This window comes from Mesorhizobium sp. WSM3859, from assembly GCF_002295065.1.
Classification (GTDB): domain Bacteria; phylum Pseudomonadota; class Alphaproteobacteria; order Rhizobiales; family Rhizobiaceae; genus Mesorhizobium.
On sequence record NZ_NSGG01000027.1, the window covers coordinates 1 to 22,250 of the forward strand.

General features: G+C 63.7%; 29 protein-coding genes. 17 read left to right on the forward strand and 12 right to left on the reverse strand.

The annotated features are described in order from the left end of the window. Positions 1-386 precede the first annotated feature (386 nt). Positions 387-1,217, forward strand: coding sequence for an aldo/keto reductase (locus CK230_RS31720; protein WP_095820717.1), 831 nt, complete (start codon positions 387-389; stop codon positions 1,215-1,217). 173 nt (positions 1,218-1,390) lie between these two features. On the opposite strand, the gene CK230_RS31725 is transcribed toward CK230_RS31720, so the two are convergent. Beyond that, entirely contained in the window at positions 1,391-1,690 is a 300-nt protein-coding gene (locus CK230_RS31725) for a hypothetical protein (RefSeq protein ID WP_095820718.1), read from the reverse strand. Between the two features lie 154 nt (positions 1,691-1,844). On the opposite strand from CK230_RS31725, the gene CK230_RS31730 reads away from it, so the two are divergent. Next, positions 1,845-2,744 carry a VOC family protein gene (locus CK230_RS31730; protein WP_095820757.1) on the forward strand — a complete coding sequence of 300 codons (900 nt, stop codon included), beginning with the start codon at positions 1,845-1,847 and terminating at the stop codon, positions 2,742-2,744. Between the two features lie 40 nt (positions 2,745-2,784). After that, positions 2,785-3,387 carry a sulfotransferase family protein gene (locus CK230_RS31735; protein WP_095820719.1) on the forward strand — a complete coding sequence of 201 codons (603 nt, stop codon included), beginning with the start codon at positions 2,785-2,787 and terminating at the stop codon, positions 3,385-3,387. A gap of 76 nt (positions 3,388-3,463) precedes the next feature. Here CK230_RS31735 and CK230_RS31740 read toward each other — a convergent pair whose 3' ends face one another. Further along, positions 3,464-4,249, reverse strand: a complete 786-nt coding sequence (locus CK230_RS31740; protein ID WP_095820720.1) for a DUF2270 domain-containing protein — start codon at positions 4,247-4,249, stop codon at positions 3,464-3,466. Positions 4,250-4,371: 122 nt separating this feature from the next. Next, positions 4,372-4,578, reverse strand: a complete 207-nt coding sequence (locus CK230_RS31745; RefSeq protein WP_095820721.1) for a hypothetical protein — start codon at positions 4,576-4,578, stop codon at positions 4,372-4,374. Between the two features lie 396 nt (positions 4,579-4,974). On the opposite strand from CK230_RS31745, the gene CK230_RS31750 reads away from it, so the two are divergent. The 3 genes from CK230_RS31750 to CK230_RS31760 all read left to right on the forward strand — a co-directional run bounded on the left by CK230_RS31750 (position 4,975) and on the right by CK230_RS31760 (position 8,243). Continuing rightward, the gene (locus CK230_RS31750) at positions 4,975-7,269 is read left to right on the forward strand and encodes a cation:proton antiporter (RefSeq protein WP_095820722.1); all 2,295 of its coding nucleotides are present in this window, start codon (positions 4,975-4,977) and stop codon (positions 7,267-7,269) included. Positions 7,270-7,331: 62 nt separating this feature from the next. Next, entirely contained in the window at positions 7,332-7,901 is a 570-nt protein-coding gene (locus CK230_RS31755; RefSeq protein WP_095820723.1) for a GNAT family N-acetyltransferase, read from the forward strand. Between the two features lie 45 nt (positions 7,902-7,946). Beyond that, complete coding sequence (locus CK230_RS31760; RefSeq protein ID WP_095820724.1) at positions 7,947-8,243, forward strand: DUF1330 domain-containing protein; 297 nt, start codon at positions 7,947-7,949, stop codon at positions 8,241-8,243. A 25-nt stretch (positions 8,244-8,268) separates the two neighbouring features. On the opposite strand, the gene CK230_RS31765 is transcribed toward CK230_RS31760, so the two are convergent. Both CK230_RS31765 and CK230_RS31770 read right to left on the reverse strand, forming a co-directional pair. Next, positions 8,269-8,901, reverse strand: coding sequence for an ankyrin repeat domain-containing protein (locus CK230_RS31765; RefSeq protein ID WP_245430132.1), 633 nt, complete (start codon positions 8,899-8,901; stop codon positions 8,269-8,271). A gap of 307 nt (positions 8,902-9,208) precedes the next feature. Next, on the reverse strand, positions 9,209-10,417 hold the full coding sequence (locus CK230_RS31770) for an MFS transporter (protein ID WP_095820726.1): 1,209 nt from the start codon (positions 10,415-10,417) through the stop codon (positions 9,209-9,211). Positions 10,418-10,679: 262 nt separating this feature from the next. Here CK230_RS31770 and CK230_RS31775 point away from each other — a divergent pair, with 262 nt between their 5' ends. After that, positions 10,680-11,099 (forward strand): VOC family protein, encoded by a 420-nt coding sequence (locus tag CK230_RS31775; RefSeq protein WP_095820727.1) that lies wholly within the window; start codon positions 10,680-10,682, stop codon positions 11,097-11,099. A gap of 10 nt (positions 11,100-11,109) precedes the next feature. Here CK230_RS31775 and CK230_RS31780 read toward each other — a convergent pair whose 3' ends face one another. From CK230_RS31780 to CK230_RS31790, 3 genes are all read right to left on the reverse strand, one after another. Continuing rightward, positions 11,110-12,630: a winged helix-turn-helix domain-containing protein gene (locus CK230_RS31780; RefSeq protein ID WP_176480297.1), complete on the reverse strand. Its 1,521-nt coding sequence runs from the start codon at positions 12,628-12,630 to the stop codon at positions 11,110-11,112. A gap of 64 nt (positions 12,631-12,694) precedes the next feature. Beyond that, the gene (locus CK230_RS31785) at positions 12,695-12,925 is read right to left on the reverse strand and encodes a hypothetical protein (protein WP_141246170.1); all 231 of its coding nucleotides are present in this window, start codon (positions 12,923-12,925) and stop codon (positions 12,695-12,697) included. Positions 12,926-13,196: 271 nt separating this feature from the next. Further along, entirely contained in the window at positions 13,197-13,790 is a 594-nt protein-coding gene (locus CK230_RS31790; protein ID WP_095820730.1) for a DUF922 domain-containing protein, read from the reverse strand. A 174-nt stretch (positions 13,791-13,964) separates the two neighbouring features. On the opposite strand from CK230_RS31790, the gene CK230_RS31795 reads away from it, so the two are divergent. The 4 genes from CK230_RS31795 (at position 13,965) to CK230_RS31810 (ending at position 15,964) form a co-directional block, all read left to right on the forward strand. Continuing rightward, the gene (locus tag CK230_RS31795) at positions 13,965-14,198 is read left to right on the forward strand and encodes a hypothetical protein (protein ID WP_095820758.1); all 234 of its coding nucleotides are present in this window, start codon (positions 13,965-13,967) and stop codon (positions 14,196-14,198) included. Between the two features lie 48 nt (positions 14,199-14,246). Then, positions 14,247-15,218 carry an ankyrin repeat domain-containing protein gene (locus tag CK230_RS31800; protein ID WP_245430133.1) on the forward strand — a complete coding sequence of 324 codons (972 nt, stop codon included), beginning with the start codon at positions 14,247-14,249 and terminating at the stop codon, positions 15,216-15,218. Positions 15,219-15,248: 30 nt separating this feature from the next. After that, on the forward strand, positions 15,249-15,668 hold the full coding sequence (locus tag CK230_RS31805) for a thermonuclease family protein (RefSeq protein ID WP_176480298.1): 420 nt from the start codon (positions 15,249-15,251) through the stop codon (positions 15,666-15,668). A 92-nt stretch (positions 15,669-15,760) separates the two neighbouring features. Continuing rightward, positions 15,761-15,964: a KTSC domain-containing protein gene (locus tag CK230_RS31810; protein WP_095820733.1), complete on the forward strand. Its 204-nt coding sequence runs from the start codon at positions 15,761-15,763 to the stop codon at positions 15,962-15,964. 178 nt (positions 15,965-16,142) lie between these two features. On the opposite strand, the gene CK230_RS31820 is transcribed toward CK230_RS31810, so the two are convergent. Further along, a complete protein-coding gene (locus tag CK230_RS31820; RefSeq protein ID WP_095820735.1) occupies positions 16,143-16,328 on the reverse strand; it encodes a DUF3606 domain-containing protein in 186 nt (61 codons plus the stop codon). Between the two features lie 122 nt (positions 16,329-16,450). On the opposite strand from CK230_RS31820, the gene CK230_RS31825 reads away from it, so the two are divergent. Together CK230_RS31825 and CK230_RS31830 are read left to right on the forward strand one after the other, a co-directional pair. Beyond that, positions 16,451-17,317, forward strand: a complete 867-nt coding sequence (locus tag CK230_RS31825; protein WP_095820736.1) for an RNA ligase family protein — start codon at positions 16,451-16,453, stop codon at positions 17,315-17,317. 14 nt (positions 17,318-17,331) lie between these two features. Then, complete coding sequence (locus CK230_RS31830; RefSeq protein WP_095820737.1) at positions 17,332-17,553, forward strand: hypothetical protein; 222 nt, start codon at positions 17,332-17,334, stop codon at positions 17,551-17,553. Between the two features lie 165 nt (positions 17,554-17,718). On the opposite strand, the gene CK230_RS31835 is transcribed toward CK230_RS31830, so the two are convergent. Continuing rightward, positions 17,719-18,171 (reverse strand): helix-turn-helix transcriptional regulator, encoded by a 453-nt coding sequence (locus CK230_RS31835; RefSeq protein ID WP_348629182.1) that lies wholly within the window; start codon positions 18,169-18,171, stop codon positions 17,719-17,721. A 249-nt stretch (positions 18,172-18,420) separates the two neighbouring features. Further along, a complete protein-coding gene (locus CK230_RS31840; protein WP_095820739.1) occupies positions 18,421-18,717 on the reverse strand; it encodes a hypothetical protein in 297 nt (98 codons plus the stop codon). Positions 18,718-19,200: 483 nt separating this feature from the next. Here CK230_RS31840 and CK230_RS33410 point away from each other — a divergent pair, with 483 nt between their 5' ends. Continuing rightward, positions 19,201-19,374, forward strand: a complete 174-nt coding sequence (locus CK230_RS33410; RefSeq protein WP_176480299.1) for a hypothetical protein — start codon at positions 19,201-19,203, stop codon at positions 19,372-19,374. A 22-nt stretch (positions 19,375-19,396) separates the two neighbouring features. On the opposite strand, the gene CK230_RS31850 is transcribed toward CK230_RS33410, so the two are convergent. After that, complete coding sequence (locus CK230_RS31850; RefSeq protein WP_141246171.1) at positions 19,397-19,669, reverse strand: hypothetical protein; 273 nt, start codon at positions 19,667-19,669, stop codon at positions 19,397-19,399. 224 nt (positions 19,670-19,893) lie between these two features. On the opposite strand from CK230_RS31850, the gene CK230_RS31855 reads away from it, so the two are divergent. The 3 genes from CK230_RS31855 to CK230_RS31865 all read left to right on the forward strand — a co-directional run bounded on the left by CK230_RS31855 (position 19,894) and on the right by CK230_RS31865 (position 22,250). Beyond that, the gene (locus tag CK230_RS31855) at positions 19,894-20,991 is read left to right on the forward strand and encodes an NAD(P)/FAD-dependent oxidoreductase (protein WP_245430134.1); all 1,098 of its coding nucleotides are present in this window, start codon (positions 19,894-19,896) and stop codon (positions 20,989-20,991) included. Positions 20,992-21,284: 293 nt separating this feature from the next. Continuing rightward, complete coding sequence (locus tag CK230_RS31860) at positions 21,285-21,914, forward strand: glutathione S-transferase family protein (RefSeq protein WP_095820743.1); 630 nt, start codon at positions 21,285-21,287, stop codon at positions 21,912-21,914. A 108-nt stretch (positions 21,915-22,022) separates the two neighbouring features. Next, entirely contained in the window at positions 22,023-22,250 is a 228-nt protein-coding gene (locus tag CK230_RS31865; RefSeq protein ID WP_095820744.1) for a hypothetical protein, read from the forward strand.

Below are 22,250 nucleotides of genomic sequence, written 5' to 3' on the forward strand. Positions count from 1 at the left end.
ACCCGATCCACCATCGCGAATCCTCCTTGCCGGATATCCGCATGGAATCACCGATCCGATTCTGTGCAAAGCCCTCCGTGTGGGAGAAGGTGGCCGAGCGAAGCTCGGTCGGATGAGGGGTGCTGCAGCTTGGCACCGCCGGACGAGACGGGAAATTTCCCAGCGTCTCACTCCGCTGGAACACCCCTCATCCGTCTCGGCGCTGCGCGCCGATCCACCTTCTCCCACAAGGGGAGAAGGGGAGCGCGCGAGCCATCTGCGCTCAGCCTCCTCCCTGCCGGCTTCTCTATTTTTTGCAGAGATCAACTCGTCATTTCAGAGCTAAAGCCTAAATAGTCGGCACCACCCGTCCCGTACACCACCCTCCCTCCCAAAGGAATCTCCCCATGCCCGAACAGCTCAAGCTCAACGACGGCTCGACCATCCCGCAGATCGGGCTCGGCGTGTGGCAGGTGGATCCGGACGTCACCGCAAAGGTCGTTCGCTGGGGCATCGACGCAGGTTACCGGCTGATCGACACCGCGGAGGGCTACCGCAACGAGGAAGGCGTCGGCGAGGCGATCCGCGCGGCCGGCGTGCCGAGGAACGAGCTCTTCATCACCTCCAAGCTTCGCAACGGCGCGCATCAGCGCGACGCGGCGTTGCGCGCCTTCGACGACACGATGCAAAAACTCGGCATCGACCGGATCGACCTCTTCCTCATCCACTGGCCGGTGCCTGCCCAAAACAAATATGTCGAAGCATGGAAGACGCTGGTCGAATTGCAGAAGGCCGGGCGCATCAAGTCGGTCGGTGTGTCGAACTTCAACCAGGACCATCTGGAGCGCATCATCGGCGAGACCGGCGTGACGCCCGTCGTCAACCAGATCGAGCTGCATCCGCGCTTCCAGCAGCGCGATAAGCGCGACTTCCACAAGAAGCACGACATCCATATCGAAAGCTGGAGCCCGCTGGGCAGCGGCCGGCTGCTTTCCGACCCGACACTGGAGAAGATCGCGAAGAAGCACGGCAAGTCGGTGGCGCAGGTGATCATCCGCTGGCATTTGCAGGAGGGGCTGATCGTCATCCCGAAGTCGGTCCACCAGGAGCGCATCGCCGGCAATTTCGACGTCTTCGATTTCGAGCTGGACGCAGACGACATGCAGACGATCCGTGGCCTGGATTCCGCCGACGGCCGCACCGGGCCTGATCCGGCGACGGCGGCGTTCTTGTTTTGAGGGCCTAAGCTCCCCCTTCCCCCCTTGTGGGGGAAGGTGGCCGAGCGAAGCTCGGTCGGATGAGGGGTGCTCCAGGGAAAGCCAACGTCTCACTCCGCTGGAACACCCCTCATCCGTCTCGGCGCTGCGCGCCGATCCACCTTCTCCCACAAGGGGAGAAGGGACAGTTGCCCCTAAATCCCTTCCCCATCCACCAGCGGCACGTCCTCACCCTCCCAGGGGCTCGGCATCGAGCCTCGCCCGGCGCTCGGCAGCGGCATCCAGCATCTGAGCTCCGGCTCGGCATATTCGACCACGCGGCCGGGTGAGGAGTCCGAGGCCCGCCAGCCTTCCTCGCCGAACTGGTCGGCGCGCGACCAATACGCCATGTCGACCTCGGCCGGTCCCTGCTCGGAGGAGCGCACCGTCACCAGGATGCGGCTGCCGTCCCGCGGCGCGCTCGCCATGTTGCGCCAGTGGTCGGTGTCGTCCATGGGAGGTTCCTCCTGCTTCGTTCGGAGCTGCGAAAAAACAGCCTGCTTCGGCGATAGTCGCCGCCCGCCGGGGAGGGGTCAACCCGAACTTGGCGCGAGACATAAATATCGTTCAGAGCTAATGTATCCATCGACCGCAATCGGATGGACGACGATGGACGAAGGATTGCTGTCTCAGGCCACGCGTCTCGGGCCGGTCCATCTCAAGGTGACCGACATTCCGGCCGCCTTGACCGTCTGGCGCGACACGCTCGGACTGGCGCTGGCCAGCGAGGATGCCGCTCAAGCGGAGCTTGGCGCCGGCGGCCGGACGCTGATCGTGCTCCATGCGGGCGCGGAAGTCGCACTGGCGCAGAAGTCGCGCGATCTCTTCCACGTCGCCATCCACGTCACCACCCGCCGAGATCTGGCGCATACAGCCGCCCGCCTTAAGGCGTCGGGCTTGCGGTACAGCGCCCAGGACCACCTCGTCTCGGAATCGCTCTACGTCTCCGACCCGTCCGGCAACGGCATCGAGATATGCTTCGACACGCCTGAACGCCTGCTGCGCCGCGAGGTCTCGCCCGACGGCCGCGTGTCGCTGATCGCCGTCGACGGCAGCGCGCATTCGGGGCTCGAGTCGCTGGACGTCTCTAGCCTGCTGCGCGATCGCGGCAATTCCGGCCATGTCGAGCCGAGGATGGCGCGGGACGCTTTCATCGGCCACATCCATTTGCGCGCCCGCGCGCCCGAGGCGCTGATGGAATTCTATCTCGGCGTGCTCGGCTTCCGGCCGCATATCCAGTCCCGGACCTTCGGCATGTTCGACTGCGGCACCGAGCGCCGCGCGCATATGATCGCCTTCAACATCTGGGCGCGCGACGAGCTGCGCGAGCCGCCGCCCAATGCCGCCGGCCTCGACCATTTCACAATCGAGCTCGGTTCGGCGCAGGAGTTCGCCGCCGTCGAGCGCAGGCTCGAAGCGGCCGGTATACAAGCGAAAAGAGACGGTCCCGTTGTCTCGACCGCTGATCCGGAAGACAACCGCCTGCGGCTCGTGCTCCAGGGAGGTTGATCGCCACCGCTTGAAGACGGCAGAAGTGGAGGAGGGGGAAATGTCGCTGATGGTGATTGGAACCGGCTTCGGCCGGACCGGCACGGACTCGATGCGCGAGGCGCTGACCATGCTCGGCTTCGGTCCTTGCCACCATATGTCGGAGGTCATGGGACATGCGAAGCAGAAGCGGCTCTGGCGGGCGCTGGCCAGGGGCGGGGCGCCCGACTGGGCCCAGCTCTTCGCGGGATATAAATCCTGCGTCGACTGGCCCTCGGCGTTCTATTGGCGCGAGCTGATCGAAGCCTATCCGCAGGCGCGCGTCATCCTCACCTGGCGCTCGCCCGAAAGCTGGTGGGAGAGTTTTGAAAAAACCCTGCTGCCGGCGATCGCCGGCAGCACGGATCAGGAGTCGCTCGGCATCGCGCTCGTCGCCAACCAGGTCTTCGGCGGCCGCCCTCAGGACCGAGCCCATGCCATCGCCGTCTATCGGGACAATGTCGAGGCGGTGCTGAACACCGTGCCGTCGGAACGGCTGCTGGTGCACAAGCTCGGCGACGGCTGGGCGCCGCTCTGCAGCCATCTCGGCGTTCCCGTGCCGGACGAACCCTATCCCGCTCGCAACACCACGAACGAGTTTCGGGCGGCGCTGTCGCTGCAGTAGGCAGTAGGCAGTAGGCAGGAGAGGGGCGTCTGCGCAGTCTGATTTTCCTACTGCCTAATCCCTACTGCCTAACCTCTCACACATGCACGTCGCCGAAGGAAAGCTCGGCGTCCTCGTCGCGGATCAGAAATGACGCGGCCAGCATCGCGAGATAGAAAACAGCGACCCCGCACACCACCGCCACGCCCGGGATGGGCCCGAGCGTTGCCACCCGGAACGTGTCAAGCAGCGAGGCGCTGAAGCCGATCGGGGCGCCCTCGCGCGCCAGGCTGGGTGTCGTGATCTTCAACACCCAGGCGAGCATCAGGATCGTATACATGAAGATGTAATTGCGGCGCAGCCGCCTGACGAGCGCCGAGCGCTGTGAGATCAGGAAGCGTGGCGAGCGCAGGCCTTCGCCGAGGATGGCGAGCCAGTTGGAGGCAAAGTCCGGCTGCGGTGAGAAGATCTGCGCAAAGTAGTATCGCTCGAACTGCCGTACCCTTGTCCTGTAGACGTCGAAGAAACGGTAGCGCCGCGCCTCGATCCACAAAAGCAGCGTGATCAGGAGCATGGCGAACAAAAGCACGCCGTGATGCGCGGAGGGCGTCGACAGCGATACCGACAGCATCGCCGCCACCACGGTGATCGCCCAGTTGCTGGTGCGGTCGAGCCGGTCGCGCCAGCCTGCCATGCGTGCGATCTCGGCCCGGTGGAAATGCGACAGCGTCGAGGTGAATTCGGGAGAGCTGAGCTTCAGCGCCAGCGTGTCGGACGCCCGCGGCGGCGCCGCCTTTTCGGTTGATGTTGCCGGCGCGTTCGCCTCGATGGATTTCGGGGCCCTTGCCGCGTCGGTGGATCCTGCGGCCTTCGTCTGGGACATTCTCTGCCATGCGCCTCCCGCCATGGCCGGCCGCATCCGATTTCAAGAACAGGCCGGCCACACCCCGTATAGCACAAACGTGTGGCCGGCCCAAAATGTTCCCGCCTTTTCAGGCGGATAAGTCAGGATGCAAGCGGTGGAACGCCGCCATTCGCGCGCAGCGGAAAGGGCAGCACGTCGGCCATCGGCCTGGCATGCTGGGCCGCCGCCACCGCGTCGATCACGAGGTCGAGCGCCTGAAGCGCCGCGCGGCTCGTTTCATCATCGCCACGCAGGTAATGGCACGCCCGGTCGAGGTGCAGGTGGGCGGCGGCAAAGTCGCTTTTCATTAGCTTCTCCTTATTGCCCCGCCTTGGCGGCCAACATCGTCGAGTCGCTTTACCGGGAAGCAAAGATCGGCGCTGGCATTTGATTAGAATTGTAGGGATGCGGGGCGTGGGAGCGACTAATCTCCCCCCTTGTGGGGGAGATGCCCGGCAGGGCAGAGGGGGCGCCGTGGAGCGCCAAGTTCTGTCATTTCTTTATTGCCATGTGTTCTATACCTGGCCGCGGATATCGACGCTTCTCGCTGAGAAGCCGCGATCCTTCGCGCCTCCCTCTGTCCTGCCGGACATCTCCCCAAAAGGGACCACAAGGGGGGAGATTGGCAGTTCCGCCCCCGTGCAACCGATCCTCCCGCCAGACCGTTATGCCGAAGCGAGGAATGAGGGGACATCTTGTCCAATATGCTCAATCGGCGCTGGCCGCCGTCGGTCTGGATTGCGCTTGCAGCGGCGGCGCTCGCTTTGATGCCAGCCGTGGCCTTCGCCGCCGAGAAGACCGGCATGTCGTCGGAAGGCGTTTTCGTCGCCGAGCTGATCCTGCTCCTGGTTGTCGGCCGCGGCATCGGCGAGGTGCTGGAAGCGCTGGGACAGCCGGCGGTGATGGGGCAACTGATCGGCGGCATCCTGCTCGGGCCTTCGCTGCTCGGCTGGGTCTGGCCGGCGGCCGAGCGGCTGATCTTCGCCGGCGATCCGACGCAGAAATCGATGATCAACGCCATCGCCCAGCTCGGCGTTCTGATGCTGCTTCTGCTCACCGGCATGGAAACGGATCTGAGGCTCGTGCGCCGGGTCGGCCGCGCCTGCTTTTCCATCTCGGCGGCCGGCGTCGCCGTGCCCTTCGCGCTCGGCTTCATCGCCGCGCAGTTCATGCCCGACACGCTGCTTGCCACGGGCGGCGAACGCATCGTTGCCGGGCTATTCCTCGGCACAGCGCTCTCCATCTCCTCGGTCAAGATCGTTGCCATGGTGGTGCGCGACATGAACTTCATGCGCCGCGACCTCGGCCAGATCATCGTCTCCTCGGCCATCATCGAGGACACGATCGGCTGGGTGGTCGTCGCCATCACCATCGGCATCGCCACCAAGGGGCGGATCGAGATCGCCAGCCTGACCTTCACCATCGCCGGCGTCGCCCTCTTCATGGCGTTTTCCTTCACGGTGGGCCGCCGCATCGTCTTCGACGCCATCCGCTGGACCAACGACACCTTCCGCTCGGAATATGCGGTGGTCACCGTCATCCTCGCCATCATGGGCGTGATGGCGCTGATCACCGATCTGATCGGCGCGCACACCGTGCTCGGCGCTTTCGTCGCTGGCATATTGGTGGGTGAATCGCCCATCCTGTCGCGCCATATCGAAGGGCAGTTGCGCGGCGTCATCACGGCTCTTTTCATGCCGGTGTTCTTTGGCGTCGCCGGCCTGTCGGCCGATCTCACCGTCTTGGTCGATCCGCAACTGGCGCTGCTCACCGTGGCTCTGGTGGTGATCGCCTCGATCGGCAAGTTCGGTGGTGCCTTCATCGGCGCGGAAGTGGCAGGCATGAGCCGCGCCGAAGGCATCGCGGTCGGCTGCGGCATGAACGCGCGTGGCTCGACCGAGGTGATCGTCGCGTCCATCGGCCTGTCGATGGGCGTGCTGTCGCACACCCTTTTCACCATGATCCTCACCATGGCCGTCGTCACCACGCTGGCCATGCCGCCGACATTGCGCTGGGCGCTGCGCCGCCTGCCGATCGGCGACCACGAGAAGAAGCGCCTGGAGCGCGAGGAGATCGACCAGCGCGGCTTCGTCGCCAATCTGGAGCGGCTTCTGGTCGTGGTCGACGAGGGCGTCGTTGGCCGCTTCGCCGCCTATCTCGCCGGGGTCATTGGCGCCGGCAAGCCGACGACGGTGCTGCATTCCAGCGGTGAGACCGATGCCGAGCCGACCGAGGGCCTGCATCTGGAGGAAATCGAGAAGGGCGCGGAGGACAGCCGCGAGGCGGCCAAGGAGGGTGACGAGGACCCGATGCGCGAAGCGCCAGTCACCCGCCGCCAGCATGAGGAGCTTTCGGCCGAGGCGGTCGCCAGGGAGGCGCGCAAGGGCTACGGCATGCTGCTTGTCGGCCTCGGCCGCGCCGTCACCTCCAAGGGCGGCTTCTCGCATCGGTTGAACGAAGTCGCCGGCGCCTTCGACGGGCCGCTCTGCCTGGTGCTGAAGCCGGCGAGCGCCGGCCGCCAGATGCCGAAACTCGGTCCCGGATCGGGCAAGATACTGGTGCCGGTCAACGGCACGGCGGTAGCCCGCCGCGGCGCCGAGCTAGCGCTTGCAATAGCCGCCGTCACCGGCGCCCCGGTCAAGATGCTCTATGTCGCGCGCACCGGCCGAGAGGAGCCGCGCGACACCGTCTCGCATCGTCGCCGGGAAGCGGTGTTGAAGGACATCGTCACACTTGCCGACCGTTATGGGGTCGAGATCGAGACCGCCATCCGCTCCAGGGCCGCGGCCGCCGACGCCATCGCCCGCCAGGCCGGCCGCAATGTGTCCTTGATCGTCATGGGTGTGGCGCGGCGGCAGGGCGAGGAACTCATCTTCGGCGAGACGACGACGGCCGTCCTGCGGCGCGGCTCGAGCCCGGTGGTGCTGATCTCCGACGAGCGGGTGCAACGCGACGAGAGCGAGCGCGAGGCCGTGCGCACGGGGGCGGGGACCGGGTGAAGCGAGAGCCCTCGCTTCAAAGTCGGCCTGGATCGGTTATCTTGCCGCGCAAGGAGGCATCAATGACCTTCAGCACAAAACCTCTCGACATCACCACCTGGCCGGATTTTGCCGCGCTGGTCGAGCGGCACAATGGCGTGTGGGGCGGCTGCTGGTGCATGGCCTTCCACGCCAAGGGTGCGGGCGCCGCGGGCAACCGCGATGCAAAGGAGGCACGCGTACGTGAAGGCAGCACGCATGCCTCGCTCGTCTTCGACGGTCCGGCTTGTGTCGGCTGGTGCCAGTTCGGGCCGACCGGCGAACTGCCGCGCATCAAGCACCGGCGTACATACGAGGAAGGGCTGGCGGCGTTGCCCGACTGGCGCATCACCTGCTTCTTCATCGACAAGGCGCGGCGTGGCGAAGGCGTTGCCGCCGCAGCGCTTGCCGGCGCGTTGGCCGAGATCGGTCGCCTCGGCGGCGGCACGGTGGAAAGCTATCCTGAGGACACCGCAGGCCGGAAGGTCGCAAGCGCCTTCCTGCACAACGGCACGCTGGCAATGTTCGAGCGCCAAGGTTTCAGCCGCAATCGCCAGATCGGCAAGCACCGCTGGGTGGTCGAGAAGAGGGTGGTGGCTCGGGACTCAAGATAGTATGAGTAATCACTAATATGAAGTGGATAGAACGGGAGAACGACGATGGCCGCATATCTGATTGCCGATGTCGACATCACCGACATGGCCATGTTCGACGAGTACAGACGCGAAGTCCCGGCGACCGAGGCCCGCTATGGCGGGCGCTATCTCGCGCGGGGCGGCGCGACGCGGGTGCTTGAAGGCGACTGGGAGCCGCACCGCCTGGTCATAATCGAGTTTCCCGACATGGCCGCGATCACCGCGTGGTACGACTCGCCGGAGTATGAGAGGCTGAAGCAAATCCGTTTCCGCTGCGCCCACACACGCATCATCGCCCTCGAAGGGGTGGCACCCGCCTGACGTTCCAAGGGCTGACGGCTGCCGTTCACTTGCCTTCGAAAAACGCGTGGATCGCGGCGTCGAGTTTCTCGATGAGTTCGGCGTTGCGGGTGCTGCCGGCCCAGATCAGCGCGTTGAGCCGCATGTCCTTGTTGAGGAAGTTCACCTTCCTGGTCTCGAGCAGATATTGCGCAACCGCGAAGTGCCGCCCCTTGATGGCTTCGATGAGGGCGCTGTTTCGCCCTGTCTTGTCGGCCGCATTGACGTCCGCGCCATGCTCGACCAGCAGCATGACGGCATCGAGATGCCCGTTCCTTGCCGCTTCGATCAACGCCGTGCGGCCATAATAGTCGGCGCGCGCGTCGATATCGATCTGAGGGTGTTGCACCAGCGCCTGGATGCAGTCGTAATGACCCTTGGCCGCGGCCAGGCTCAAGGGCGTGCTCTTCCATTTGTTCCTGGAATTGACGTCGATCGCCGGCTGCGCGATCAAGGCTTCGAGCACTGCCATGCGGGCATTGTGGGCGGCAAGATGCAGTGCCGACCAGCCGCCTTCATCGGTCTGGTTGATGTCCGCCCCCGCCGCGAGTTCGGCACGTACGGTCTCGGCGTCGCCTTTCTCGGCGGCGGTCAGCAGGTTGGACCAATTTCTGGCGTCTTCGGCTTCCAAGCTTGCCATCACCGCAATGCTCCTGGACGATGGATCGCGCTGGCGCGCGGCCAGCCTGACTTGCGAAGCGTTTCACACTCGCCGGCATCGGGCAACGAATTTCGCATTCGATGAAGCGTAGCGAGATGCGGCCGGAGCGGAGAAGCGCTATTCGCCGGCATCTCAAGGCTTGGGTTCCTCGCCCCCGCCAAAGGCGGGGGAGAGGTGTCCGCGAAGCGGACGGAGAGGGGGTCTTCGTAGGGCGCTCCCCCTCTCCGTCTCGGCTTCGCCGAGCCACCTCTCCCCCATTTCATGGGGGCGAGAAACCAGGTTTCTCTCACGCCATCTGCAGCTTCTGCCGGCTGGGCTGCGGCGGGAAGGCGATGGCGATGCCGGCGGCTCCGAGGCCGATCAGCGCCGAGCCGATGAACAGCCAGTGATAGCTGGCGGTGGCGTCGTAGATCATGCCGCCGGCGAGCGGGCCAAGCGACATGCCGAGGCTGGACAGCAGCGTCGCCGCGCCAAGCACCGTGCCGATGATGCGCAGGCCGAAATACTCGCGCGCCAGCACCGCGTAGAGCGGCATCACACCGCCATAGGTGGCGCCGAAGATGACGGCCAGGAGGTAGAACTGCTCGATCCGGCCGACGGCGAGGTAGGCGGCGATCACCAGCCCCTGGATGGCGAGCCCGGCGACCAGCACCGGCTTGACGCCCAGCCGGTCGGCGAGCACGCCGTAGAGCACGCGTCCGCCAAGGCCGGCCAGGCCTTCGACGCTGTAGATCGACACCGCCGCCATCGGCGCCACGCCGCAGGACATGGCATAGCTCACCATGTGGAAGATCGGGCCCGAATGCGCCGCGCAGCAGGCGAAGAAGGTGAGACCCAGCACGATGAATTGCGGCGAGCGCAGCGCCTGGCCGACGCTCATGCCGGGATCGTTTGCGGCGGGCGCCGGCATGCCGTCGCTTGCAGCAGCCGCCGCAGGCGGCTGGCGCACCAGCAAGACGGCGGGCAAAAGCAGCACCCAGGCCATGACGCCGATATCGAACATGGCGGTGCGCCAGTCATAGGCCGTGATCAGCCATCGCGCGAAGGGCGAGATGGTCATTGGCGCCACGCCCATGCCGGCCGAGACCAGCGACACGGCGAGGCTGCGGTTGGTGTCGAACCAGGCGGTGGTGAGCGCGATCATCGGCGCGAAGAAGGCGCTGGCCGCCAGCCCGACGATGATGCCGTAGCTGAGCTGGAAGACGATGAGCGACGTGGCGCGGCTCGCCACCACCAGCGAAAGGCCGAGCAGCACGGCGCCTGCAAGCACCACCGGCCGCGCGCCGACCCGGTCATAGATCGAGCCCCAGGCGAAGCCGCCGAGGCCCATCACCAGGAAGTTCAAGGTCATGGCGCTGGAGATGCCGGTGCGCGACCAGTTTGTGTCGAGCGATATCGGCTCCAGAAAGATCGCCAGCGAGAACATGGCGCCGAGCGCCACACAGGTCATCAGCGCGCCGGCCGCGACGATGACCCAACGATAAGAATGGTTCATGGTTCTGCTCCATGCCGTAAGGCATCCTGTTTGATACGGCACGGTTTTTCCAGTCCACCGGGCCGCTTGCGTCCGAAGGACGTCGGAGCGGGAGCCGATCCTACAAATCCGGTTGCATTTTTTATCCGGTTTTTTTGGGCGTGTCGTTGTTGCCGTCGACGCCCCGCCGCCGGCCCTTCAGTGTCAGCAGTCTGCGGCGCTCCGCATTGACCGTGTTGCAGGCCCTTCTAGATTGAACCGCAGCATCCAGGAGACGTCACCCATGGAACTTTATCGCGGCCGGCTCATCGACCACATCCAGCTCGTGGTGCGCGACCTTGCGGCCAGCCGGCGTTTCTACGGCGCCCTGTTCGAAGTGCTGGGCATCCCGATCGGCGGCGAGGCGCAGGACTATTTCTGGGCCGACGATTTGTTCGTCTCCAGCGCCGACAGCCGCGCCGCGCTCGGCGTGCTGACCGGCCGCCATCATCTCGCTTTCCAGGCGAAGGATCGCGCCATGGTCGACGCCTTCTACCAGGCGGGCCTTGCGGCCGGCGGCAAGGACAATGGCGCGCCGGGCGAGCGCCATTACCATCCCGGCTACTATGCCTGCTTCCTGCTCGACCCCGACGGCAACAACATCGAGGCGGTGTTCCATGGCGAGGCCAGGCGAAGCGCCGCGGCGGTGGAGATCAGTTTCTAGCCGGACATGCTTAGATGGCCGTGTCCCAGCCGGCGAGTTCGAGCCCGCGACGGAGTCGGTCGCGGTCCTCTTCGCGTTCCATGCGCATGTCCTGGACGATCTGGGCGATGGTGAGGTCTGGCTCCAGGGCGCGACCTTCCATGACGCAGGCCAACGCCTTCCCGTGGTCGCTGGCAAATGCGTGGCATGCGGCCAGCCGCGCCCATTGCCAGGCGCTCTTGCGGGGCAGACAGGAGAAGGACGCGGCCGCTTCCTGATACCGCGCGAGCGCCAGCAGGGCTTCGCCTCGGTCGTAATAGTACCAGGTCGGATGCATCGGGTTGAGCTGGACGGCCTTGTCGAGCAGCGCGAGCCCAGCCTCGCCGTCGCCGCGCAGCGCCCGGAAGAAGCCGGTTTGGGCGAGCGTGTCGGCGTCATAGGGATTGAGATCGAGCGCGCGGGCGAAGTGCTTCTCGGCGGCGTCGTATTCGTCGCGGCCTCGGTAGAGCAAGATTAGCGCCAGCATGCGGTGGCACCGCGCCTCGTCGGGGCTGAGCGCGATTGCGTGCAGCGCACGGTCACGCGCCTGGTCGAGCACGGCGCGCGGCGCATCGGCGTAGCCGCCGATGATGACATCTGCAAGCGCCAGATAGGCGTTCGCCAGGCCAGAACGAGGATCGAGTTCGATCGCCTTGAGGAAATGCTCGCGCGCATCCTGGTTGACCCGTTCGCCATAGCTGCGCAGCAGCTCCTTCCCCCGCAGGAAATGCAGATAGGCTTCGACATTGGCCGCAGCCACGGGCAGGCCGCGCCGCATCACCGCGCTTTCGATGTTGGCGACCAGCGCCGTCACGATGCGTTGCGCCACCATCGTCTGGAACGTGAAGATCTCGCCTTTGGCGAAGGTGAAGCTCTGGCCCCAGACGCGTCGCCCGGACGCCGTCTCGGTCAGCACCACGCGTGCGCTGTATTCGGCTTCGGAAGTCTCGACGCTACCTTCGGCGACGTAGTCGGCTCCGAAGCGCTCGGCGGTCGCCCGGATGTCCTCGCGCGAATGCTCGGCCAAAGCGAAGGCCGAATGACGCGCCAGCACGGCGACGGTCTTGAAGTAGGAGAGCGCGTTGGTGATTTCCTCGACCGCGCCGTCGAACAGCGCCTTGGCGGTGCCGTCGACCGGATCGACCTGGAACGGCAAAATAGCCACCATCGGCTCCGCCCGGGCAGCAGCCATGGCGCCGACGGGCGCTGGTGCCGCCTCGATCTCCGGCTGGAACAGGTAGCCCCGGCGCGGCACCGTGCGGATCAGCGCCTGCGCCTCGTCGCCGATCGATTTGCGCGCGTCGCGGATCGATTGGGTTAGCGAGTCCTCGGTGACGATGATGCCCGGCCAGACTGCCTGCATCAGCTCGTCCTTGCTCAGCACCCGTCCCGGATTGCGCGTCAGGAAGGCGAGCAATTCCAGGGTTTTTGGCCGGATGGGCACAATCTCGCCGTCGCGCCGGAGCGTACCCCGGTCAAGATCGAGAACAGCGCCGCCAATCCGTAGCGCCAAGCCCTTGCCCCATCGACACGCCTGATTGCGCAGGGTTCATTGGGAGGGGCAAATCCCGGCAAGGTCAAGCCCGAAACATGCCGAGCAGGCCAAGCCATGAACGGCGCCGCGCGGCGTTCGGCTCGACGCCTGTCTTGCCTGGCGCGGTCTCGCTGGACGGCAGCAGGGAAAGCCAGGCCAGCATCTCGTTGGCTTCGCCGCAGCAGGGTCCCGCGATGCTCGCGGAAAGCATGCTCAGCGCTTCACCCCGCGACAGCGACATCGGTGCAAATGATGTGTCGGTCCTCGCATGCATGATCGACCTCCGTGACTGGCGTCGGCGCCATGTGCCGCCCCATGAACGCCATCATCGTCCCGAGGGTGTCCGTTTGTCCTGAAACAGTCCTGATTTTTCGCTGAATCCGTTGCGGCTAGCGGCGCACAAGGGCTTGGCGAGCTCATCGCGACGCTCGGCTCAATTCCGGATTTCCTGACTCTTCGGTCGAGAGCTTTATTGTGGGCTACCCGGTCAGCAACCCGAAAGCCGTCCGCTCTATCCGCGAGGCGGCGAAGCTGGTGGCGATCCGTTAGCCTCCGCCCAGAAACGCCGCGATCAACTTCAACATGTTGCCGTCCCGGCCGAACTCTTTCGCGTCGAAGTCGCGGCTGCCCTGGCGCTGCGCCCTGGAGAACTGGTCGAGATAGGCCGTGAGCTTCGCCCTGACCTTTTGGCAGCCGGGATCGTTCTCGGCGGTGAGGCCGGTGCTGAAGGCGATGATCTTGTCGACCATGTCGATGATGTCGGCGCCATGCACCTTTTCATGGGCAATCAGACCGGCGGCGAACCTGTCCCAGTGCGCCTGCAGGGCAGGGTCCAGCTTTCCGGCCGGCCTCGGCAGCGTGTAGGTGATGATCAGCTTCGGTCGCGCCGACTTCAGCACGCAGGCGCTGCCTTGCGGCTGGTAGTCGCGCTGCCAGGTCAGCTTGAAGAACGTATGCGCGATGACGCGTCGAGCATTGCCGGCCGTTCCGACCAGCGGGCCTTTCGAGCCGATCGAGAGATAGAGCTGCTCCGCGCTCTGGCCTGACACGGCATAGGTGTCGATCTTCTCGATGGGCTTCCAGTCTGCCCGGGCGGGGGAGGCAAGGAGCAAGGCGCAAAGCAGGATGGCGAATTTCATGAGGGGCTCGATGGGATTCCGTCCGTAAGGTGCATAGCGGTTGTCTCGTGCGAGATCAAAGCGCGCGGGCAATCCGTCCTTCGAGGAAGGAGGCTAAGAGACGCCGCGGCGGAACCCGCTCCGCCCGTCATCCGTTTCCTCGAGCAATCATCCCAACCGATGGGGGAGGACAAGATGACCCGCAACGAGATCATTTCCGTGCTTGGACCGGTCGACGAGGCCGTTATCGCCGACATCGCGCTCACCGGCGCAAGCCTCGAGGAGCTGCGCGAGGCCTTCGCGTGGATCGGCGCCGACGAGGCGCTGGTGAATGAAGGTCACGCCATGCCTGGCACTCGCGTCGCGAAACTGATCGAGATCCTCGAACCGCCGGAGGACGAGCCCGAGGCGCCGCGCGCGGCGGACTAGGGCGCGGGTGTCGTCAAGGCCATTATAATCATTAGTCATCGCTAATATATGCTGGAAGCGAGCGCCTATCGGGTATATCTTTCTCCTTATCGGCGGAGGGATGCCGAAATGCGGGGCTTATTCACAAGCTTCCTACTCTTGCTATGTGTCGTCACAACAGCGCATGGCGGTGCGCTCCACGACGCAGCCAAGAGCGGAGACCTCAACGCAATTACGACGGCGCTCGATGCAGGCGCTGACATCGAGGAGCAGGAGAAGGGGGCAACACCGCTGTTCCTGGCGGTGCGCGGCGGCCACGTCGATGCAGCGGCGCTGTTGATCAAACGCGGTGCTGATGTCAACAAGGAGGCGAAGCTCGGCCGGCCGATGACCGTGGCCGTGCTGAAAAACGCCGCCGATATGATCCGGCTGCTGCTGGCGCATGGTGCCGACGCCAATGACAAGACGCGGGGCGAGCCAATGCTGATCCTCGCGGTCGCGAGTGGCTGCCTCGACTGCGTGAAGGTGCTGGTTGAGGCCGGCGCTGACGTCAACGCCATCTGGGTCCAGGGCGATCCCAATCAACGGCCGAGCATCATCACGGCCTACCATCTGGCAAAGCATGACGATCATGAGGACATCGCCGCCTACCTTTTGGAGCATGGCGTCGTCATCTTGAAGCCGGAGCCGATTTCCGCGCGGCTTGCGAAAGGCGATCCCATCAAAGGCGGGGCCTTTTTTGAAAGCACTTGCGCACCCTGCCATGTCGTGCGGCCAAAGGAACTTCCTACCATCGGGCCGAACCTATGGAACGTAGTCGGGCGGGACAAGGCATCGACGAAGTTCGAGCGTTACTCCAAGATCCTGCTGGGCTGGGAGGGAAACTGGACCTACGAGGACTTGAACATCTTCCTGGCCGGTCCCACTCTGACGACGCCCGGCGTCAACATGGACTTTCGCGGCGTGCCTGATGAGGCCGACCGGTTGAACGTGATCGCCTATCTCAGAACGCTCGCCGACGCGCCGGTTCCACTGCCGTAGGGGGGTGCGTTTAGCACGGCCATGTGTAGGTTGATCCTCACCCTTGCCTTCGTGCTCACCTGTGGCCCTGTGTCCGCAGCAGAGCATTGGTCTGCTGAGGACGGCGACACGCTGTGGCACGACAAAAAACGAATTCAATTGCTCGGTTTTGATGCCCCCGAACTTTCGCAGGTGTGTTTTGATGCCGCTGACAAGATCTGGCCCTGCGGCAAGTATGCGCGTGACCACATCCAAAATCTTATCGCCTCAGGCGATGTATCCTGCATCATCGAGGGCAAGGACGATTACAACGACGACATCGGCGTCTGCTTCGTGGGAGGCATCGATCTCGGACGGGACCTGGTGAAACACGGATTGGCGGTAGCCGACACTCGATACCTTGCCGAGGAGCAAGAAGCCCGCATTGCCAAACGCAACTTGTGGGCAGGGAGCTTTATCAAGCGGCGATAGCAGCTAGCGCGCATGGGAGGCGTATACGTTCACATCCCTGAAACAAAAGCCGCGCCCCGGCGTTTGCGATTGCAAACTCGCAAGGTGCGCCATTGCCATCCACCTCGATCAAGAAGACAGAGTACGATCAGGCCAGCAGGATCCTCTCTGTGTGGTTCGTGGCCAGCGGCAAGCGCTACGATTTTGAGGGCGTGCCACCGGAGACTTACGCCGCGTTCCGGTCGGCCTTTGTCAAAGGCCGCTTTTTCAACGACCATATCCGCGGTCATTTCCGGTATCGCCGCATTGCCGATTAGCTGTCCAGTTCAAGCGGCTCATGCTCGTCCTGGAACTGGTGCCACATAACCTGTCTGATGTCTTTGCAGTCGACTGCCTGGCCGCACGTCTCGCAGCGATAGAAGTCCGAATTCCGAATGGAGCCAGCCGGGCGGTGCACCGTCACCCCTTTCGGCGGGCCGAGCTCGGAAAGCCTCGTCATCCTCTCAGCTTCCTCGCCTCCCGCTCCAAGGTCTTTCGGTCGTTGCCGTGTTCTTTGATGAGATCCAGAACCTGCTCGGGGCTGATCCGGTGCTGCTTGGCGAAATAGCGCACCTCATAATCCTCATCAACTGAGACTCGGTCGCGATCGCGAAAGTCGCGCTTGGTCTTGTCGTCTGCCATAGCTGTTCCTCCTGGTGAGAGAGAACAGAGTTCCGCACCGAATGTTCCCATTAGCTGCAGCTAACGGAACCGAAGCGACCCTGCGCTATTGAATCAAACTTGAGTGATGCGTTGGGGTTCTCATGCGTAAGCCGGTTCGGCTGTCGTTCATTCGCCCGATGGAGCCGGAGCTTGTCGAGCAGCCGCCCAAGGGCGACGATTGGAGCCATGAGGTGAAATTCGACGGCTACAGATCGCAACTCGTCAAGGACGATGAAGGCATTCGCATCTTCACAAAGGCAGGCATTGATTGGACCGCGAAGTACAAGCCGCTCGCGGAAGAGGCGGCCAGTCTGAAAGCCGGCAGCTTCATTATCGAAGGCGAGATGATCGTGCTCAACGAAAAGGGCCTGTCCAACTTCGATGCGCTGCGCTCGGCAATCACACGGCGGCCTCAGGATCTCTATCTCGTCGCCTTCGACCTCCTGCACCTGAACGGCCATGACTTGCGCGATCTCCCCCTGCAGGATCGCAGGGAGGTGCTACAGGCGCTCATCCCGGCCGGCGGGCATATCCAGTTCTCGGAAGCTTTGCCTGGTGCTGGCGATGCCGTTTACCACCTGGCGTGCGAGACCAACCTGGAAGGCATCGTTTCGAAGCGCCTCGACAGTGTCTATCGCTCTGGCGCGACCATGAGCTGGCGGAAAATCAAATGCTACGTCGAAGCCGAAATGGACATCATCGGCGTGCAGCGAGAGGCTGGGAAGCCCGCCATGGTGCTGATGGCCGATCAGGGCCGCTATATGGGCGGCGCCTTCGTGACGTTCAAAGCCGACAAACGACAGGCTCTCTGGGATCGCGTGCAGGGCAAAGCTGGTGCTCCGCCTCCAAAGGGATTGGCAAAGCAGAAGGCGGAATGGCTGAAGCCGGGGCTCGTCGGACGGGTGAAGTTCCTCAAGGGCGAGGAGACGTTGCGTCATGCCTCGCTGAAGGATTTTCGCGAAAAGTAGGTGGAGTTACTGCGATGCCAATCCGCCGGAAAGCACAGGACGCCGGAATTTTCGAGCCTCAAGAATTGGAGTTCCTGGCAAGGGTGTTCGACCGCCTGAAATATGAAGAGCAGACTGCCGATGAACGTGAGGCTCTGGCGTCCCGAATCCTCGCCAACTTCATGGCCGGCATCGCGGATGAGGAAGAGCTTGTTTCGCTGTCAAGGCTGCCTCTGGGCCGCTCGCACATGTCGTAAGCGACATCGCGGTCGTTGCCTCATCAGTCGCTAGCTGTTGCCGCCAAGCTACAGCCCTTCGCCTGAGATTCCATTAGAAATGGCTTGTGCGGGGTTTCCTGGGTTTCGGGCGGACCATCCGGGGAAAGGGGCGCACAGCAGTTCGAGGGAAGATGACCCGTCGGCTTAGGTCGGCGGGTCTTTCTTTCGAGCGACGGCTCTCATTTGAGATCGCACCTCGGATCGGTCGCGAGTCAAGGAGCGGTCCGCCAGCCGTCGGCGCCACGTTCTGTTGTCGGCAGTGATCTGGCCTTGCGGATCCGCTATTGAAGCGCGCCCGTCCGGCGCAAAGACAATCCCCCCAGCCTCCAAAGCCAGCCGCACAGCAAGCACACTGCTGGGCCGAGTGTTCTTTAGGCCGTTTTCGATTCCGCTGATCGTTGCCTCGCTGAGGTTGGCCTTGGAAGCAAGTCGCACCCGCGACCAGTTCAAAAGGGCTCGGGCGAGTCTGACCTGTTCTGCGGAGAGTTCATGTCGGCTGTCCATAAGTCTGGAACATTCAATCTCGCTAAAATGTTCCAGGCCGATTTTACAACGAAGCAGGTGGGCAACGCGGCTGCCAAGTTTAACATTTGACATCGCGGCCTCGGTGACAATGCATCACTATGGCGCCGTCCCCATTTCTACCCAGGAGTGGACACCGGTCTGCGATCGAGTGTCATCGCAAAATCGCAGACCGGCCCCCTCATCGCCCAAGCTGTTGCCGCCAAGCTACAGCCCTTTACCCGAGATTCTACTAGGAAAGGCTTGTGCGGGGTTTCCTGAGTTTTGGCGGACCATCCGGGAAAAGGGGCGCACAGCAGTTTGAGGGAAGATAACCCATCGGCTTTACGTCGATGGGTTTTTCTTTGGCGGAACGTGACTCGTCATCAGGCGCACAGTGTTCGTCTTGACCGTTATCCCGAGATCCTTGCCGCCAACCGTCACGGTGTCCCCATCTACCCTAGTGACTTCCCCCGTAAGCTCGATCTTCTGCCCGCTGCTGATGTTCGGGGTGGTGTCTACGATCGAATGTGGCTGGTGGTAGGAAGGGATCAAAACAGCGACTCTATCCGCTGTCACACGCTTGCGGATCGTTGCGGTGATCGCAACCGTATCGCCCACCTTGATGTTGCCCTTTGCCATACAGCGAGTCTGGGGCGGTCCATCGGCTAGTCAAGCTTGTTCTAATGTACATAAAATTGCTCCCCGGCCGAAAGCGGCGGGCTTTGTCTTTCAAGGTGGCTCTAACAAGCTCCAGTTCGGGAGCCTCAGCCTCTTCCGACTGGAGGATCACCTCCAAACGGATGATGGCATGGGCGGTCGTGGGAGTTATAGGATCGATAGAAGACGGGAACCTCGCTGGTTCTCCGCTAGTTGCCGAGGCGGAAAGATGCAGTCTCCGGTAGAAAAGAACAAAAGCCCACCTCGACTGTTGCCGGGCGACGCGGAACGTCAGGCGAGGCTACAGAAAATCATCGGGCTCCGAAGCCTTCGATCCCACAGCTCTTGCCTCCGGCTCGACCCAGATGCCGAGTTGCACGATGTGATCGACTGTTCTGCTCTGTTTGAACTGCCAGAGGGCGCGGAGACGTTGATCCGATACCCGTCCTAGAGCGGCTTGCCAGCGTGGACCATCGCCCTGGCAATCGCCAGCTCAGCCTCGATCCCTGGCATTTCCATCTGAGCCATGTTGCCGGCCGCGATCAGCCGCCGCAGCGCTCGCTCGGCTCCTCACGCGTCCAGCCTTCCTCGGTCGCGCGCGGCGAGCTGGATGCCGGCCTCGGGCCGGATCAGCCCTGACTTCACTGGGATTTGCTGAAGATCATCTGTTGCCACGAATGCCGTGCCGCGACGGAGCAGCGGAAGACGGCTTGTCAGTAAAAGTCTTGGCACGAGCAGCTTTCAAGTCCGGTTGCTTTGCCTTGCCAGGCCCAGCAGGCAGCTCGGGTGCGCTCGCAAGGATTTCTCGGGACCGCTCAATGAGTCGGCGGTTCTGCTCTATGAGCTCCTCAGCTTCCTCAATGCGTATCATGGTTTGCTGCTCCATGTCATCGAGCGGCTGAACTGAACTGTTGGACTCGCCGATCTGTTGCATGACCATCCTCAATTATGAGTCACCCGCCGGCGACAAAACTCGTGAGGGCTGGAAACAGTTCCCTAAGCGGCCCGACAGTTCCGCGTTGGGGTGCGTTCGGTCGAACCGCCTGGAGGGAGATAAGGCGCCGCCGCCCTGAGACGGGTAAGCATGGGTGCTTCTCCCTACTTGCCCCTCCAACCCCTCCCGTCATAGCTTTTGCCGCTTTGGCGGGAGGAAAGCATTTGGAGACCAATGTCGTCATCGTCGGCGCCGGCCCCGCCGGTCTTGCCGTCGCCGCCTGCCTCAAACAGGCGGGCGTGGATTTCCTGATCCTCGAAAAGGCCGATGAGGTTGCGCCGTCCTGGCGGCGGCATTACCGGAGGCTGCATCTGCACACGGTGAAATCCTTCTCCTCCCTGCCTTTCGCGCCGTTCCCGAAGAGCCATCCCCGCTACGTTCCGCGCGAAAAAGTGGTGGCCTATCTCGATGCCTATGCCGAGCGCTTCCGCCTTGAGCCGCGCTTCGGCGTCACGGTCAAATCCATCCGCCGCGAGGGCGATCGCCTGCTGGTGCAGACCGATGCCGGGCTGTTCAGCGCCCGCAGGATCGTTGTCGCCACCGGCAACAACGCCCAGCCGATCATGCCGAATTTCCCGGGCATAGAGGATTTCAAGGGCAAGGTGCTGCACAGCGCCGCCTACACCGAAGCGGCCCCCTATGCCGGCAAGGACGTGCTGATCGTCGGCATGGGCAATACGGGCGCGGAGATCGCGCTCGATCTTGCCGAGAGCGGCGCCCACCCGACCATCTCGGTGCGCAAGGGCGTCCACATCGTGCCGCGCCAGCTGTTCGGTGTGCCCATCCAGATGGTGGGCATCGCCAGCCGAACCATGCCGCGATCGGTCAATGACTGGATGTTCCCGAAAATCCTCGACCTCGCGCTGGGCCGGCTGGAGCGATACGGCATCGTGCGGCCAAAGCAAGGCATCCTGCAAGGCATCGAGGCCGGCCGCATTCCGGTGATCGATATCGGCACGGTGGCGGAGATCAAGGCGGGAAGGATCGGGATTGCGCCGGACATCGCAAGCTTCACCGGAGACGGCGTGAAATTCGTCGATGGCGTGGAGAAGAAATTCGACGCGGCGATTTTCGCCACCGGCTATCGTCCGGCCTATGACGCCTTCCTGCCGGCGGAGCTCAGGCCGGACAAGAGCGGCGTGAACGCGCGGGCAAGCGAGCTGGGCGTCTATCTCGTCGGCTTTCACAACCCCGTCACCGGCCTGCTGCGCGAGATCGGCATCGAGGCCCAGGCAGTGGCGAAGGATATTGCGGGGCGATGAGTAGCGTCTGTGGCCCACATGGCAGGCCGAGTTCCTTCGCCCCCTCTCTGTCCTGCCTACATCTCCCCTCAAGGGGGAGATCGGCAGCTTCGGCGACGGGCATCTCCCTGCAGCGCTGGCGATTGGCGAAAGCATGCATGACATATAATCTCCCCCCTTGAGGGGGAGATGCCCGGTAGGGCAGAGAGGGGGGCCTCGCGCAGACCTTTCTGTGTTTGAGCCCCGCCCACCTGAATCGGGTGGCGCATCCCACCACCTCATGCGAAGCCATTGCTGCCAATGAGGGATCGGCCATGCTCACGCTCTACGATTATCTCCCGTCGCAAAACGCCTGGAAAGTCCGCGTCCTGCTCGGCCTGCTCGGCATCGCTTACGAAACCCGCATCGTCTCGATCTTCGAGGGCGAGAGCCGCACGGAGGCCTTTCTGAAGCTCAACCCCGCCGGCGCCGTTCCGGTGCTCGCCGTGGAGAATGGCCAGGCGATTGCCGAGTCCAACGCGATCCTCACTCTCGTCGCCGAGGGTACGCCCTATCTTCCGGCGGACCGGCTTGCCCGCGCCAAGGTCATGCAGTGGCTGTTCTTCGAGCAGTATTATGTCGAGCCGGTCATCGGCTCGTTGCGCTTCTGGACGCTGACCGGCCGGCTGGAGCGCAACCAGGCGCTGGTTGCCGGCAAGCGCGAGGCGGCCGCGCGGGCGCTTGGCGCGCTGGAGCGCAGTCTTCGGAACACGCCTTTCCTGGTCGGCGATACGCTCACCATCGCCGACATCGCCGTCTATGCCTACAGCCACCGCGCCGAGGATTGCGGTTTCTCACTCGCCGATTATCCGGCGGTCGAAGCCTGGGTGGAAAGGGTTGGCGAGGCGATCGGGCCCGGCTATCCGGTGCATCCCTACAGCATCGATCCGCATTCGGGCGCCTGAGCTGCCGGAACACCGCGGCGGGCAGGGCGTTTCCCAATAGCGGCATGTCGGCGTCGCCTCAATCCGGCGCCCGCCGCAGCGCTCCAACCAGAGCCATGGAGGTCCGCAATGGTCCGCACCCTCGCCATCGCAATCCTCGCCACCGGCATCATGAGCCTGCCCGCCATGGCGGCCGAGAAATATTGGGTCGCTAGGGACGCGGTCTCCAAGCAGTGCGAGATCGTCCCGAAGAAGCCGGATGGCACGCTTGTCGTCGATCTGGACAAGAAGACATACGCTAGCGAGGGCGAGGCACGGAAAGCGATGGAGGCAAGGGCGGATTGCAAGAACAAGTAG

Coding starts and splice junctions, on each gene's coding strand:
- CK230_RS31835 (WP_348629182.1), bottom strand. CDS start 18,171: ATGTCAAATGTTAAACTTGGCAGCCGCGTTGCCCACCTGCTTCGTTGT.
- CK230_RS31720 (WP_095820717.1), top strand. CDS start 387: ATGCCCGAACAGCTCAAGCTCAACGACGGCTCGACCATCCCGCAGATC.
- CK230_RS31775 (WP_095820727.1), top strand. CDS start 10,680: ATGGAACTTTATCGCGGCCGGCTCATCGACCACATCCAGCTCGTGGTG.
- CK230_RS31840 (WP_095820739.1), bottom strand. CDS start 18,717: ATGGCAAAGGGCAACATCAAGGTGGGCGATACGGTTGCGATCACCGCA.
- CK230_RS31735 (WP_095820719.1), top strand. CDS start 2,785: ATGTCGCTGATGGTGATTGGAACCGGCTTCGGCCGGACCGGCACGGAC.
- CK230_RS31865 (WP_095820744.1), top strand. CDS start 22,023: ATGGTCCGCACCCTCGCCATCGCAATCCTCGCCACCGGCATCATGAGC.
- CK230_RS31755 (WP_095820723.1), top strand. CDS start 7,332: ATGACCTTCAGCACAAAACCTCTCGACATCACCACCTGGCCGGATTTT.
- CK230_RS31760 (WP_095820724.1), top strand. CDS start 7,947: ATGGCCGCATATCTGATTGCCGATGTCGACATCACCGACATGGCCATG.
- CK230_RS31765 (WP_245430132.1), bottom strand. CDS start 8,901: ATGGCAAGCTTGGAAGCCGAAGACGCCAGAAATTGGTCCAACCTGCTG.
- CK230_RS31725 (WP_095820718.1), bottom strand. CDS start 1,690: ATGGACGACACCGACCACTGGCGCAACATGGCGAGCGCGCCGCGGGAC.
- CK230_RS31860 (WP_095820743.1), top strand. CDS start 21,285: ATGCTCACGCTCTACGATTATCTCCCGTCGCAAAACGCCTGGAAAGTC.
- CK230_RS31740 (WP_095820720.1), bottom strand. CDS start 4,249: ATGTCCCAGACGAAGGCCGCAGGATCCACCGACGCGGCAAGGGCCCCG.
- CK230_RS31750 (WP_095820722.1), top strand. CDS start 4,975: ATGCTCAATCGGCGCTGGCCGCCGTCGGTCTGGATTGCGCTTGCAGCG.
- CK230_RS31800 (WP_245430133.1), top strand. CDS start 14,247: ATGCTGGAAGCGAGCGCCTATCGGGTATATCTTTCTCCTTATCGGCGG.
- CK230_RS31850 (WP_141246171.1), bottom strand. CDS start 19,669: ATGCAACAGATCGGCGAGTCCAACAGTTCAGTTCAGCCGCTCGATGAC.
- CK230_RS31730 (WP_095820757.1), top strand. CDS start 1,845: ATGGACGAAGGATTGCTGTCTCAGGCCACGCGTCTCGGGCCGGTCCAT.
- CK230_RS31770 (WP_095820726.1), bottom strand. CDS start 10,417: ATGAACCATTCTTATCGTTGGGTCATCGTCGCGGCCGGCGCGCTGATG.
- CK230_RS31820 (WP_095820735.1), bottom strand. CDS start 16,328: ATGGCAGACGACAAGACCAAGCGCGACTTTCGCGATCGCGACCGAGTC.
- CK230_RS31785 (WP_141246170.1), bottom strand. CDS start 12,925: ATGCATGCGAGGACCGACACATCATTTGCACCGATGTCGCTGTCGCGG.
- CK230_RS31745 (WP_095820721.1), bottom strand. CDS start 4,578: ATGAAAAGCGACTTTGCCGCCGCCCACCTGCACCTCGACCGGGCGTGC.
- CK230_RS31790 (WP_095820730.1), bottom strand. CDS start 13,790: ATGAAATTCGCCATCCTGCTTTGCGCCTTGCTCCTTGCCTCCCCCGCC.
- CK230_RS31830 (WP_095820737.1), top strand. CDS start 17,332: ATGCCAATCCGCCGGAAAGCACAGGACGCCGGAATTTTCGAGCCTCAA.
- CK230_RS31795 (WP_095820758.1), top strand. CDS start 13,965: ATGACCCGCAACGAGATCATTTCCGTGCTTGGACCGGTCGACGAGGCC.
- CK230_RS31825 (WP_095820736.1), top strand. CDS start 16,451: ATGCGTAAGCCGGTTCGGCTGTCGTTCATTCGCCCGATGGAGCCGGAG.